The sequence below is a fragment of the Teredinibacter waterburyi genome, from assembly GCF_001922985.1.
In the GTDB taxonomy this organism is placed as follows: domain Bacteria; phylum Pseudomonadota; class Gammaproteobacteria; order Pseudomonadales; family Cellvibrionaceae; genus Teredinibacter; species Teredinibacter waterburyi.
Map to the genome: position 1 here is coordinate 121201 of NZ_MRUH01000167.1, position 14220 is coordinate 135420.

Annotated in this window: 13 protein-coding genes; 7 read left to right on the forward strand and 6 right to left on the reverse strand. The window is 47.1% G+C overall.

Translation table 11 applies throughout. The features are described 5' to 3' along the window. Positions 1-11: 11 nt before the first annotated feature. The gene (locus IDZ20_RS13975; RefSeq protein ID WP_188152050.1) at positions 12-1460 is read left to right on the forward strand and encodes a TrkH family potassium uptake protein; all 1449 of its coding nucleotides are present in this window, start codon (positions 12-14) and stop codon (positions 1458-1460) included. A gap of 31 nt (positions 1461-1491) precedes the next feature. Here IDZ20_RS13975 and IDZ20_RS13980 read toward each other — a convergent pair whose 3' ends face one another. The 5 genes from IDZ20_RS13980 to IDZ20_RS14000 form a co-directional block, all read right to left on the reverse strand. Further along, the gene (locus IDZ20_RS13980; RefSeq protein ID WP_223144977.1) at positions 1492-2949 is read right to left on the reverse strand and encodes a TrkH family potassium uptake protein; all 1458 of its coding nucleotides are present in this window, start codon (positions 2947-2949) and stop codon (positions 1492-1494) included. 156 nt (positions 2950-3105) lie between these two features. Then, positions 3106-3843: a GIN domain-containing protein gene (locus IDZ20_RS13985; RefSeq protein ID WP_188152051.1), complete on the reverse strand. Its 738-nt coding sequence runs from the start codon at positions 3841-3843 to the stop codon at positions 3106-3108. Continuing rightward, a complete protein-coding gene (locus IDZ20_RS13990; protein WP_188152052.1) occupies positions 3840-4208 on the reverse strand; it encodes a GntR family transcriptional regulator in 369 nt (122 codons plus the stop codon). The genes IDZ20_RS13985 and IDZ20_RS13990 overlap by 4 nt, the downstream gene beginning before the upstream one ends. After that, complete coding sequence (locus IDZ20_RS13995) at positions 4205-4897, reverse strand: hypothetical protein (RefSeq protein WP_188152053.1); 693 nt, start codon at positions 4895-4897, stop codon at positions 4205-4207. The genes IDZ20_RS13990 and IDZ20_RS13995 overlap by 4 nt, the downstream gene beginning before the upstream one ends. Positions 4898-4915: 18 nt before the next feature. Further along, positions 4916-5740 (reverse strand): ABC transporter ATP-binding protein, encoded by an 825-nt coding sequence (locus tag IDZ20_RS14000; protein ID WP_188152054.1) that lies wholly within the window; start codon positions 5738-5740, stop codon positions 4916-4918. Between the two features lie 463 nt (positions 5741-6203). Here IDZ20_RS14000 and IDZ20_RS14005 point away from each other — a divergent pair, with 463 nt between their 5' ends. Further along, positions 6204-7898: an ArnT family glycosyltransferase gene (locus tag IDZ20_RS14005; protein WP_188152055.1), complete on the forward strand. Its 1695-nt coding sequence runs from the start codon at positions 6204-6206 to the stop codon at positions 7896-7898. A gap of 24 nt (positions 7899-7922) precedes the next feature. Beyond that, on the forward strand, positions 7923-8561 hold the full coding sequence (locus IDZ20_RS14010) for a YigZ family protein (RefSeq protein ID WP_188152056.1): 639 nt from the start codon (positions 7923-7925) through the stop codon (positions 8559-8561). Positions 8562-8603: 42 nt separating this feature from the next. Here IDZ20_RS14010 and IDZ20_RS14015 read toward each other — a convergent pair whose 3' ends face one another. Continuing rightward, entirely contained in the window at positions 8604-9482 is an 879-nt protein-coding gene (locus IDZ20_RS14015) for a lysophospholipid acyltransferase family protein (RefSeq protein WP_245792339.1), read from the reverse strand. A gap of 243 nt (positions 9483-9725) precedes the next feature. Here IDZ20_RS14015 and glyQ point away from each other — a divergent pair, with 243 nt between their 5' ends. The 4 genes from glyQ to IDZ20_RS14035 all read left to right on the forward strand — a co-directional run bounded on the left by glyQ (position 9726) and on the right by IDZ20_RS14035 (position 14177). Then, positions 9726-10676, forward strand: a complete 951-nt coding sequence (glyQ, locus tag IDZ20_RS14020) for a glycine--tRNA ligase subunit alpha (RefSeq protein WP_188152057.1) — start codon at positions 9726-9728, stop codon at positions 10674-10676. 2 nt (positions 10677-10678) lie between these two features. After that, entirely contained in the window at positions 10679-12754 is a 2076-nt protein-coding gene (gene glyS, locus IDZ20_RS14025; protein WP_188152058.1) for a glycine--tRNA ligase subunit beta, read from the forward strand. A 36-nt stretch (positions 12755-12790) separates the two neighbouring features. Beyond that, on the forward strand, positions 12791-13336 hold the full coding sequence (gene gmhB / locus IDZ20_RS14030; protein WP_188152059.1) for a D-glycero-beta-D-manno-heptose 1,7-bisphosphate 7-phosphatase: 546 nt from the start codon (positions 12791-12793) through the stop codon (positions 13334-13336). Positions 13337-13436: 100 nt separating this feature from the next. Then, entirely contained in the window at positions 13437-14177 is a 741-nt protein-coding gene (locus tag IDZ20_RS14035; protein WP_188152060.1) for a lysophospholipid acyltransferase family protein, read from the forward strand. The last annotated feature ends 43 nt before the right edge of the window (positions 14178-14220 follow it).

Here is a 14220-nt window from a genome sequence, read left to right on the forward strand (position 1 = left end):
GGCTTTAGATCATGCATTACGCCATAATCTCGAAGGTTTTAGGTATTCTGTTAATGCTGTTTAGCTTAACAATGTTGCCGCCGGTTTTAGTGTCGCTGATCTTTCAAGACGGCGCTTTTATGAGTTTTATTATCGCCTTCGGGATCGCCTTTATTACCGGCCTCGCGGCCTGGCTACCCTTCTATCAATTGAATCGCGACCTGAATACCCGTGACGGCTTTTTAATTACCGCCATGTTCTGGCTGGTACTCGCACTATTCGGTTCGGCGCCACTGATGCTCGCCGAAACAACCCAAATGCCCTTTACCGATGCTATGTTTGAGTCCCTTTCTGGCTTGACCACCACCGGCGCCACGGTGATGACGGGGTTGGATGCACTACCGGAATCAATTCTCTATTATCGACAACAACTGCAATGGCTCGGCGGCATTGGTATCGTCGTGATTGCGGTAGCTATTTTGCCTATGCTCGGCGTGGGCGGCATGCAGTTGTACCGCGCAGAAACACCGGGCCCGGTAAAAGATTCCAAGCTGACACCACGCATTACGCAAACCGCGAAGTACCTCTTTTTAATTTATTTAACCCTTACGCTAGCTTGTGGCATCGCCTATTGGCTTGCCGGAATGTCGCCTTTCGAAGCCATTTGCCATGCTTTCTCCACTGTCGCCATCGGCGGGTTCTCTACCCACGACGCCAGTATTGGCTATTTTAATAGCGGCCCTATCATGGTGATTTGTACCATTTTTATGGTGCTTTCTGGGGTTAACTTTGCACTGCACTTTTTTGCTTGGCGAACTAAAAGCCTAGTGCATTATTTTCGCGACCCAGAGTTTAAGTTTTACGCTTTTATGCTGTTACTTGGTACGGCGCTGACCATCGGTTATCTAATGGTTAGCGGTGCCTATGATGTGAAAACCAGTATTCTCTACGGCTTATTTGAGCTGGTATCTATTTTAACCACCACCGGTTTTGGTGTTGCCGACTTCTCGATCTGGCCAAGCTTTTTACCCTTTCTTATTTTTATGTTTGCCTTTATGGGCGGCTGCGCCGGTTCGACTGGCGGCGGCATAAAGATGATTCGCGTATTGTTAATTATGAAACAGGGCTTGCGTGAAATTCACCGCTTAATTCACCCCAATGCGGTTATTCCAATTAAGATCGGCAGCAAAACAATTTCCGACCGTGTTATAGAATCGGTCTGGGGGTTTTTTGCGGTGTACGTTTTGTCGTACCTCACCATGACCATGTTGTTATTGGGCACTGGCTTAGATTTTGTCACCGCATTTACCGCTGTAGGCGCTTGCTTAAACAATCTTGGCCCCGGCTTGGGTGAAGTTTCCGCTCACTACGGCTTAATCAACGACCCCGCTAAATGGATACTGTGTTTTGCGATGCTGTTGGGCCGGCTAGAAGTCTTTACCCTGCTGGTATTGTTTACCCCAATGTTTTGGCGACGCTAAACTTCTACTTTCTAAATCCTAAACTCCTAAGCTAAGATCGCCAAAACTCTGGTAGTAACAGTGCCAACACGGTGAAATATTCTAATCGACCGAGAATCATACTTGCGGAGAGTATCCAGGTTCCCGCATCGCTCACCGGCTGAAAATTATTCCCCAAGCTGCCAAACGCCGGCCCCACCACATTTAAACAAGCAGACACCGCCGTAAACGCCGACCAAAAATCTAGCCCGGTCGCCATCATCATTAAAATTAAGATGAGCGCTGTCGCTACAACCACCGACAAAAAGGCCACTGTCGCGCTGAGTACCGACTCCTCTACTGGATGGGATTGAAACCTTACCCGCGTAATAGCGTTCGGATAGTTAATCCGTGTTAAAACCACACCAATAATCTTAATAAACAAGATATTGCGAATAAATTTATTGCCACCGGCCGTCGAGCCAGCACATCCGCCCAAATAGCCACTTAACACTAACAGCGCGATAACGACCATTGGCCACTCGGTATAAGCCGCCGCTCCGTAGCCCGTGCTGGTAATAAACGAAATTAAATGAAACAGTGCCTGATTAAAGCCTTCAAAATAATCGGTATAAACGTCCTGACTCATAAACACATAAAAGATGACACCCGAGATCAGCACAATTGTCAGCAAAAAATATCGGGTTTCTTCATCACGCCAATAGCTCATTAAATTGAATTGCCGCGCATTACGAAAATGTAACGCGAAGCTTATTGCCCCCATCAACATAAAGATGTCGGATACGATTAACACCGCACCGCTTTTGAAGTAACCCAAGCTCGCATCATGAGTTGAGAAACCACCGGTAGAAACGGTGGTAAAGCTATGTGCGATCGCATCGTAAAAGCTCATACCCACCAAGTAATAACAAATCGTACATGCGATAGAAATGCTTATATACACCACCCAAAGGTAGTGCGCACTGCTGGCGACTCGCGGTGATACCTTATCGTCTTTAATCGGCCCGGGTGTTTCTGCTCTCAGCAGTTTCATACCGCCAACATTCAGTACCGGCAAAACCGCAACCACAAAAATAACCACACCCAAACCACCCAACCACTGTAAAAATTGACGGTAGAGCAAAAAAGATTTCGGCATACCATCGAGGTTACTTAGCACCGTTGCACCCGTGGTAGTGAGTGCGCTTACCGACTCAAACACGCCATCAGTAAGCGATACGCCGGTAACTTCAATAATCGGCAGTGCGCCTAACAAGCCAACTAGCACCCATGTAAGGGTAGCGAATAGCATTGAGTCGGCTGGGGTGATTTTTTCTAGGCGCTGTTGACTGAAAAAACTGAATAGAAACACACTCACCATAAGCATGCTTGCAGCAGGAATAAAAAATTGGGTTTCTTCGTGATCGTGAAATACCAGCAACGAAAGCAGTGCAAATACCGCCTGCACCAAACCCATTAGCCCCACGGGGAAGGCTAACAGGTAAAATTTAATACTGCGGTTGATAACCATTAAGAACTCTGTGGCGGCAGCTGGTCAGCTGAGAATAATACCCAGCCACGCCAGCAAAGACCACCACAGCTTTAGACCTTCTACTACCTAACAACGTACTTTTGCAGAATAACGGGCTACTAGTAAGCAATTGGCAATTGATAACGGCTTAGGCTACTAATAACGACTTACGCTACCTGGGCCCATTATTAGCACATCTTTACTCTCCGTTGCCTCACCTACTTTTATTTCCCCTGAACCCATAATGCTACCGCCCACGCGCTTTGCCTGCGGCACTAGAATATCGCCCGCCCCCTGAATAGCGACTTCCGCATTGTTTAACGCTAACGCACTCGCGTCGATAGTTCCTGCTCCCTGAATAATCGCCTTTAACATGTCGATGTCTCCCTGCAGCGTAACTGTCCCTGCACCCTGCTGGGTAACCTCAAAGGTGTCACCGGTTAGATTGTTCAAGCGGGCCGTGCTCGCCCCCATCAGTATCACACGCGTTACTGCGGGTGATACACAGCTGACTTTCAGTGGTAGCTTTTCAAAATAACTCGACTCTACTTTTACCGTCAGCGCCCCCTTTTCCACCTTAGATGTTATTTCACTGATAATATTGTTATCGCCGACCAAAGTGCACTTAGACTCGTTACCAATACCCAATTCAAAGTCCATATTGCCGGCAATGTTAATACTTTGATAAGCGTCGAGCTCTCGCACCTGGCGCATTTGGATACCACTACCCATTATGGTTTCGCCAGATTTATTGGGCTGCCAAAACATTGGCGTCGAACCCGAAAATACACTCGCTTCTACGACCACCACAAACACTAACCAAGCCACTATCGCCGCGAGTAAGATTTTATTGGTGCGGCTTAAACCATTCGTGTGAAAATATGATCCGCTCATTTGTTATTCTCCAAAAAAAGTTGGTATTGGCCAGTAAGGTCTTCTACTGAGTAACCAAGTAGCTGCGCCTCTTTAAATACTTTCGGCAAGTCTCGCTCGGCAAAGCGTTGACGCTTTAGTAACTTCAAGCTTGCTACAGCATTCGATGCAGTGAAATAGCCTATGCCGCGTTTGTTTTCGATTATTTCTTGGTCTTGTAAATATCCGTAGGAGCGCATCGCCGTGTTTACATTCACTTTCAACTCGGCGGCTAGTTCTCTTACCGAAGGAATCCTTTCGTTTTCGGGCCATTTTCCCAACACTATCTGGTCGGTAATATAGTCGGCGATTTGTATATAAATCGCTTGCGCGTCATCGAATTTCATCCTGCCTCCACTTCGCGATAACAAATAAAAGATAAGCCCCAAAAGAATCCAAAATAAATTATCAGTAGCCATGCAGGTAGGACCGGCTGACCATCAGTAAAGTGTATACGCGGGTCAAACATTGCGTGCTCAAACACTAGGTGCCACATACCCATTAATACACCGAAGGTAACTAGGCCTAGTAGGATTACACTGCCCCAGGTTTTAAAGAACACGAACTTGCGGAAGTACACAGCACCAAAGAACAATAGCGGCTGCACAACCCAATACCACTTCAATTGCAGCCAAACCTGTGCGCTGGTCAAATGAGGGACGTTGCCATCAAATACCGCTAAGTTCATAGCCGCGTAGGCAAGCGCTGGCGGTAACAAGGCTAGAAAAGGCAGCAATAGCATTGAATTCAGCCATTCCACCGTAAACTTTTCGGTAATCGACGCGGGCACCATTAAGGAGTGCACCAGTGACGACTTTTGTTTTAGGTCTGAAAAGAATAGATATTCGCCGCCGATGGTAACCGCTGCGTTTAAACAAATGGCGATCCATGCAAAGTCGTTATCAATGTAGTTAAACCACATGTAAGACAGAATTAAATTAAAGCCAAGCAACAAGGCTAAATTGCGGCTAAAACGGCTGTGGCCAAGGTCGTATTTCACTTGAAATAACAACAGGCTTCTTTGTAAATTAATCATGCTCGTTCTCCCTGCAAGTTAGATTTGTTTTAAAAAATTAGTACGATTGGTATGAAAGGCATTGAATAGAAGTTCCAGATCAATATCGGCTTCACAATCGTCTCGATGTTGAGTAATACACTGCCATTGATTCACCGACTGGCGTTTGTACAATGTATCTTCTGGTGGTTCGGCGTAGGTTCCCACCGACAGACAATCGTTCAACTCGTTAAGTGTTCTGACTACCAAGCCTTGGCTATCCAGTAACATTACCGTATCAATTACACCTTCCAAATCGCGAGCTTGGTGAGTTGAAATAATTACGCCTTGCTCGTCACCGGTGGTTTCAAGCAGCAATTGGCGAAACTGTTCTTTAGAGGGAATGTCGAGGCCATTAGTCGGTTCATCCATAATCAACAACTGTGCACGCGTGGCGATGGCAAAGGCTATTTGGAACTTCTTTTTTTGGCCGAAAGAATAATCGGACAAGCGCAACGGATGACGAACTTCCAAGCGGGCAAGTACATCGACAAATAGCTGGCGATCAAAGTTGGGATAGAAAGGTGCAAACATTCGCACATAGCTGTCGCCAGTGGTGTTCGGTAAGTAAGTCTCTTCTGGTAAGAAATAAATGTTGCGCAAGAACTCTGGACGTCGCGCGGATGGGCTGTGATCAACAACCTCTAGGTTACCGCGCGATGGGAACAATACCCCAGCGAGTATCTGCATTAGCGTGGATTTGCCCGTACCATTGGCGCCAAGCAAGCCAGCGATGCGGCCCGCCGGCAATTCGATATTGAGCTGATCAAGCACTTGGTTTCGGCGGTTGTAGGCAAAGCCGAGATCTTCAGTTTTTACAAGCATCTGCTTCCTTCCTAGTCAGTAAATTAAATAATGGGTTCGCTGTACCTAAATGCTCTTGATAGGGTATTTACCCTGTCGCAAACAACTGCAAGACGCTAAAGTGCAGTTTGTACTAGCCCTTTAATAGGGTTGGCTCTTCAAATAGTGTAATAGTGTGGTGGTACACTAATTTAATGTTTTTGTGCCGTCAAGTGTTTTTTCGGGGGATTCTCGCAATTAATTCTCCATGACATACAAATGACTTTTAAATCAAATACTTATGGGAATATCTTTGGTGGCTTCAATTTCTACTCGTGCGGGAAAGATTTGAGATTAGGCGCCTAAATCGCTCCCGGCGTAACCGCTGATTAATCTGTAGGAGCGACGATACCTTGGTTATGCAACGGTATTGGACGTTCTTTTAAACAGGGTGGGCATATAGAATGCCCAAAACTTCTATTTCGCAGGTTAGGAGGACCTCGGCATGGGCTTTTCTCGCAAGCAGGTTTTAATTTTATTTGTGGCGCTTAGCGCAGTGTTCATGGCACATCTACTCGGCTTAGAAACGTTACCGCGTGGCTTGTATCTGGACGAAACCTCCATCGGCCTAAACGCAGCTAGCATTGCCGCCAGCGGCGTCGACGAGTACGGCGAATCATGGCCCATTTATTTTCGTGCATTCGGTGAATATAAAAACCCCGTTTATATTTATGTGAGCGCGGCGATATTCAAAGTCGCGGGTGTGTCGGCCTATGGTTTACGTTTTACCAGTTTTGTTTTCTACGCGTTATCGCTTGTATTTTTTTTACTTCTCATTAATAAACTCTTCCCGCGCAATTTTCGTGTACTGTTATTTGCATTAATTACGTTCGGCTTTTTACCGCAACTCTTTGTGTTGTCTCGCATTTCGTTCGAAGTGATTTCCCAAGCAACCTGGCTTTCGGCAAGTATTTATTTGCTGTGGTTAACCTTTGAATCCAATCTAAACAACCAGCTTTCGCAGGATCGCATAAAACGCTTTCTCTACGGATTTTTAACGGGTTTTATTTTAGGTACATCGGTTTATACCTACTCTACCGCGCGGCTACTTTCGTTTTTGATGTTTTTTTCGGTTTTACTATGCTACTTCTCTAAGGACAACCTAAAGTATCTAGTAACTATGGTTATCGGGCTTGCGGTTGGGCTTATCCCCTACCTTATATTTAGCCTCGAAGTCCCCGGAAGTATGATTGTTAGATTTTTTCAGATTTCCTATGTCGATGACCCAATTCCACTTTTCGATAAAGTATTTTTATTTATTCGAAACTACTGTATTTACTGGTCGCCCAATTTTTTATTGATGGAAGGCGATACTAATTTACGCCACAGTATTGGTTATGGCGGTGTAATATTTTTCACCACCTTTAGTCTCGCTATCTGTGGTGTAGCTTCACTTCTGAACTGCCGAATCCTACAGAATAGATTTTCACTATTTATTCTCTTAAATACCCTGTTTGCTCCCATCGCCGCGGCGCTCACTGAGCAGGGAACACCCCACGCTTTGCGATCCCTACCCGTTGGCTTTTTCTGCGCGCTGCTTTCTTGCTACGGTTTCGCTTGGTTGTGTAAGCTAGATCTGAGTAGGCTTAAGTTAGCAGACGTAATTGGTAGGGGGGAACTAGGTAAGCTTGAGCTAAGTCGGGAAGTGTCAAGCGACGTAGAGCCAGGACGAACACCATTTGATAGTCTAGAACGATGTTCGCTACAACCAAAAATAAACTCTGTGGTCTTTGCTATTTTACTATTCGAGGTGTGTTGCTACATTTTTGTTTACGCGATTTTTTATCCAGAGCGAAGTATTACGGCAAACCAAACCTATGGCTTGGCAGGTGCTCTGCAAACCGCTATTAAGCGCTCGCCTCAGCGTATAGTATTTGTTCCAGCCGTTGCCAGCAGCTACGCCAATATTAATTTTTATCGCTACAGTATCGACAACCCAACCAATATACCCATTGTGCTTAGCAAAACTCTAGAGCCTAAAATCGGCGATTGTATAATCTATACAATATGGAGCGAAACGTTGCTGCGTCGCGTCGGCACCAGTATCTATTACCAAGGCGAGCGTTTAGAGCCAAACGCTTTGGCGTCACGTTTGGGTGTTCCCGCCCGAGATTATATTACCCGCCTGCGTTGTTATTAGCGGCAAATGTAGAATTAAATTGTTATGGCGTTAACCTACCAACAACTCGCGGCACCGATCGAATTTGAGCTTGAAGAAAAGCGCAGTCGCTTTATTTGCTATCTGTTTCCCGTGACCTCCCGTGAACTGGTGATGCAACACTTACAAGCACTTAAGCTTCGATATCCAGACGCTCGCCACCATTGCTGGGCCTATGTAATCGGCAATACACAACAACCAAAAACCCAGGCCTACAGCGACGATGGAGAACCTGCCGGTACGGCAGGCAAGCCAATTTTAAATGTATTGGTACAGCGTAATATCGGTGACAGCGTCGCTATCGTAGTACGTTATTTTGGTGGGATAAAACTTGGTGCCGGTGGCTTGGTTCGCGCATATAGTGCGTCGGTATCGCAAGCGGTGGACAAAGCTCAGCTGCAACAGAAAATTGCCCTTGTAGAATTACGGGTGTTAGTGCCATTTAGTTTGGAAGCACAGGTTCGCCATTTTGTTAACGAATATAACGGGGAGATTCTTAGCTGCTGTTACGCTGCAGACGTCGATATTCAGGTTGCGCTAGCGGAGTCACAGCAATGGGATTTTTATCGGAATATACGCCATGCCAGTGCTGGCAAAGCTAAGGTATTTTATCAGCAAGAATTAATGGCCTCCGACGAAGGCTAGCATCGCGATCTAGCCGTTTTTGTAAACAACACTATCGCCGAATTAATAGCGTTTACCTTCGCCTTCCGGTACTTTTTTAAACCGTTTGTATTCCCACTGGTACTGTTCCGGAGCCATAGCTACCGCCTCCTCCACCGCTCGATTTAGCGCCGCTAAGCTTGTCGCTTGATCACTGCTGTAAATCTCCTCCGGCGGCTCGGCATAACACATTTCAAAACCACCCTTACAGCGCAGTGCATATAGCATCACCACTTTACAGTCCGTCTTTTGAATTAATTTATGAATAAGCGTCATGGTGTAGGTGTTGATACTGTAAAAGGGAGCGAACTCGCCGCTACCCTGATCAGGATTTTGGTCCGGTAAAATACCTGCAATACCACCTTGTTTGAGATGACGCATTACCCCGGCAACACCTTTTATATTGGTCGGATGCATACTCGCGCCCAACCGACTTCGCGCCCGCGTCATAATCGGTTCGATATAAGCCTGCTTAGGCGGCTGGAACATGTAGGCCGCTGGGCCGAGCGTAGACATGTGCAAACCAGCCACTTCCCAATTTCCCAAATGCGGCGCAATACCAATCACACCGCGCTCACTGCCGCGGTCGGTAATCAACTCTGGATGTTTAACCTGAACACAATTGCTTATCACTTTGTCTGGATCGGAATACCAAACCCAGTTGATTTCAAATGAGAGGCGACCTAGCGCCAACACACTTTTATAGGCAAGGTCATGCTGCTCCTTCGCACTCAGGCTGGGGAAACACAATTCAATATTGCGTTTGGTGGTTTTAATTTCACGCGTATTTAACACCCATGCCAAGCGCGCAACGCTAGCTCCCAACGCGCGACTTAGGGACAAAGGGATCTTGCCAATAGTGGCCATGGTGGCTAATGCTAGTTGCGCTTTTATACTCGTCACTCATTAAATCTCGTTGTATCGATGTAGGTTCAAACGCAAATTCTGGCATAAATGGCAGCGCAATTTCACACTTTTATTCAGATACGCGGTTTAGGCCCGCACCGGCGCCGCAAGCGAACCAAACGAAGATGGTGGAAGTGGCCCCAGACCGTTATAATTGCGGGCTTTTCAGGCTGATGTTGGCAAACTTTGCTGTTAACTATCGCCCTATACACTCATTAGACGATAAAAAGAGATTTCATTGTGTCGAAACCCGATGTTTCCACCTTTCAGGGGTTAATCTTAGCTCTGCAACAATACTGGGCCGAACAAGGCTGTGTGGTACTACAACCACTGGATATGGAGGTTGGTGCCGGCACCTTCCATCCATCAACGTTCTTGCGTGCCATTGGCCCCGAAACCTGGAACAGCGCCTACGTGCAACCCTGCCGTCGCCCTACCGATGGCCGCTACGGTGAAAACCCCAATCGTCTCCAGCACTACTACCAGTTTCAAGTAGTCATGAAACCCTCACCACCGAATATCCAAGAATTGTACCTCGGCGCGCTACAACACTTAGGTATAGACACCACTATTCACGATATTCGTTTTGTTGAAGACAACTGGGAATCCCCTACCCTTGGCGCTTGGGGTTTAGGCTGGGAGGTTTGGCTTAACGGTATGGAAGTCACCCAGTTTACTTACTTCCAGCAAGTGGGTGGCCTAGAGTGCTACCCCGTTACCGGCGAGATCACTTTCGGTTTAGAACGTATCGCCATGTACTTGCAAAACAAAAACTCCATTTATGATTTAGTTTGGACTGTAGCGCCAGACGGCACCGAAGTGACCTACGGCGATGTATTTCATCAAAATGAAGTTGAAATGTCGCACTACAACTTTTCAGAAGCTAACGTCGAATTTTTATTCCACAGCTTCGATGTCTGTGAAGCGGAGTCCAGCCGCTTAATCGAAAAAGGTTTACCGCTGCCCGCTTACGAAATGGTGATGAAAGCATCTCATGCATTCAACCTGCTCGATGCGCGCCAAGCCATTTCTGTTACCGAACGTCAGCGTTTTATTCTCCGTGTACGCACCTTGGCTCGCAATGTTGCGCAAGCCTATTTTGACGCGCGCTTAAAGTTGGGCTTTCCACTTGCACCCGCAGCGTTGCGTACCGAAGTCACCAATCGCGTTAAAGCGGAGGCTGGAGAATAATCATGGCACTAGAATTTTTAGTAGAACTCGGCACCGAAGAGCTGCCACCCACAGCATTAAAAGCTTTGTCCAAAGCGTTTAGCCAGGGCATTACATCCAGCCTTGCAAGTAAAGGCTTGAAGTTCGATAGCTGTACAGCCTTTGCAACACCGCGCCGTTTAGCGGTTTCGATTAACGGCCTTGCAGAACAAACACCACTCGAAGATGTAAAAGTATGGGGCCCACCTGCGGCCATTGCCTTCGATAAAGAAGGCAATCCAAGTAAAGCCGCCGCCGCCTTCGCCAATAAAAATGGTGTAAGCGTCGACGACCTCAGTCGTGAAAGTGACGGCAAAGCCGAGAAGTTGGTTTATAACAAACGTGCCGGTGGTGAAGCTACGGAAGCGCTACTTGCGGATATCGTCACCGAATCTATTGCCAAACTTCCCATCAATAAGCGTATGCGCTGGGGCAGCAGCCGTACCGAATTCGTACGCCCCGTGCACTGGCTGGTTATGATGCTAGGCGACAAAGTACTGCCGGCGTCGATACTCGGTTTAACCAGTGGTAACACTACCCGCGGTCATCGCTTTCATTACAATCAAGACATTGTTATTCCCCACTGCAACAAGTACGCAGAATTATTAAAATCTACTGGTCACGTAATTGCCGATTTCTCCGAACGTCAGCAAATGATTGTTGAGCAAGTGAATAAGGCCGCAGCGGATCTTGGCGGCACGGCGGTAATCGATGCGGATCTACTCGACGAAGTTACCGCGCTAGTCGAGTTTCCGGTCGCACTTGCTGGGAATTTCGAACAAGGTTTCCTCTCTGTGCCAACCGAAGCCTTGATCTCGTCGATGAAAGAGCATCAGAAATACTTTCACCTAGTCGACAGTAAGGGCGACCTTATGCCCAACTTTATTACTGTCGCCAATATTATTAGTAAAGATCCTGCGCAGGTTATCGATGGCAACGAACGTGTTATTCGTCCACGCCTTGCCGATGCTGCGTTCTTTTTCGAAACTGATAAGCAAACTAATTTAGCCGCGCAGCGCGAGCGTTTGAAAACTATCGTATTCCAAGCAAAGCTCGGCACCATCTTCGACAAAACCGAGCGTATAAAATCGCTGGCGGCGTTGATTGCAAAAAAAGTCGGGGCCGATGTAAACCTCGCTACCCGCGCGGCCGAATTGTGCAAGTCTGACCTCGTTAGCAACATGGTGTATGAATTTCCCGATATGCAGGGCATCGCCGGTTATCACTACGCACTGAATGACGGCGAGCCAAAAGAAGTAGCCCAAGCCATCAACGAACAGTATTTACCAAAGTTTGCCGGTGACCAACTTGCCGAAACCAACACCGGAGCGATTATTGCGCTAGCCGACCGCCTTGATACCATTACCGGTATTTTTGGGATCGGCCAAAAGCCAACAGGGTCAAAAGACCCCTTCGCACTTCGTCGCGCCTCACTTGGCGCCCTGCGAATTTTAGTGGAAAAGAAATTTGATTTAGATTTGCGCGAACTTATTACAGCAGCGGCGGCGAACTTTGCCGAGCTACCCGCAAAGGCAACCGTGGTCGACGATGTTATTTCTTACATGATCGAACGCTTTAAAGCCTGGTACGAAGAAGCGAATATTTCGGCCGAGGTTTTTCAAGCGGTTAGCGCCAAGGGTATTACCCACCCACTCGATTTTAACAACCGCGTTTTTGCAGTGGCAGAATTTGCCAAGCTGGCAGAAGCACAAGCACTGGCGGCCGCTAACAAGCGCGTATCAAATATTCTTGCCAAACTCGACACCGCGCCGGCGAAAAAAATTGATAGCGCTTTGTTAGTCGAACCTGCCGAACAAGCATTAGCAAAAGAGATAGCCAAACTAGTCGCGTCGGTTTCACCGCTTCTTAAGGTTGCCAATTACGCCGATGCCATGACTAGCCTTGCCGCACTGCGCGAACCGGTCGATACATTTTTTAACGACGTAATGGTCATGGCCGATGACGCGGCGCTTCGCAATAACCGTTTAGCTTTACTGCAACAACTGCGGGAATTGTTTTTGGAAGTTGCCGATATATCACTGCTCGATGTTAAAAAGTGATCCGGGTGTTAAACCAAACCGCTGGTTGCATCGATTATGTCTAACTGGATAGTGCTCGACCGCGACGGCGTGATTAACGCCGATTCTGATCAGTTCGTAAAGTCAGCGGCCGAGTGGCAACCGCTTGCCGGCAGTATCGAAGCGATCGCGGCGCTTTCTAAAGCCGGTTACAAAGTTGTCGTCGCCAGTAATCAGTCTGGCCTAGCGCGCGGGCTTTTTACGCAAACGGATTTGACCGCCATGCATGACAAGATGCAGCAACTAATCGCGGCACAAGGCGGGAAGCTTGAAGGAATATTTTATTGCCCACATGGGCCAGACGATAACTGTAGTTGTCGTAAACCTAAAGCTGGCTTGTTAGATCAAATAGAAAATGAATTCTCGGTGTCTCTTAATGGCGGCTGGCTAGTCGGTGACTCCTTGCGTGACTTGCAGTGTGCTGGATCGAAAGGTTGTAAGCCAGTGTTAGTTAAAACCGGCAAAGGTTTAAAAACACTCAGCCAAATTCAGTACCACCCCGAGTTACAAGGTTTAACTGTGTTTGATGATTTAAGCGCTTTCGCCGGTGAATTGCTGCCCTAAAAAGCAGACCAGCAATTCACCGGCGAAAGACAATTCTCGGTGTAGCTCGCAAAAAAACACTTGTTCTGTGCGAGTTTTGAATATTAACAAGGATTTTAGCTTGCTCTACATTCGCTCTATTATTTTTATTCTTGGTTATTTTACTGCTACCGTTCTATACGGCACCTTGTCGCTGCTACTGTTCCCGCTACCCGTGCGGATTAGGCATAAAATTATTATCACCTGGACCACTGTCATTATTTATATGCTGCGTTTTGTTTGCGGTGTTAAATTTGAAATTATCGGTAAAGAAAACCTTAGTAAAGTTTCTGGGCCAATGGTGGTATTAGCGAAACACCAAAGCACTTGGGAAACACTGTATCTACAAAGCCTATTTTGGCCTGCGTCTACCGTGCTTAAACGCGAACTACTGCGACTGCCCTTCTTCGGTTGGGGTTTACGCGCGTTACTGCCTATCGCAATCGATCGCAGCAATCCACGCGATGCCTTAAGGCAAGTTAAATCCAAAGGTATAAATCGCTTACAGACTTACGGCTACAACGTTATTCTATTTCCCGAAGGAACTCGAATGAAGGCCGGTGAACGAGGCAAGTATGCCCGCAGTGGTGCGGATATCGCCATAGACGCCAATGTGCCTGTAGTGCCTGTAGCGGTAAACTCCGGCTATTGCTGGCCGTCCGGCTCCTACTGGAAGTATCCGGGCACTATTAGCTTAGTTATTGGTGAGCCCATTGAGGTCACCGACAAACACAGTAAAGTCGTCACCGCAGAAGTTGAAAACTGGATAGAATCGACAATGGAAACCTTATTAATCAATCAAGCCAAAACGGAAGCTAAATAAAGGCTAAACCGCTACGGCATTCACCACCTCTAATTATCCGAAC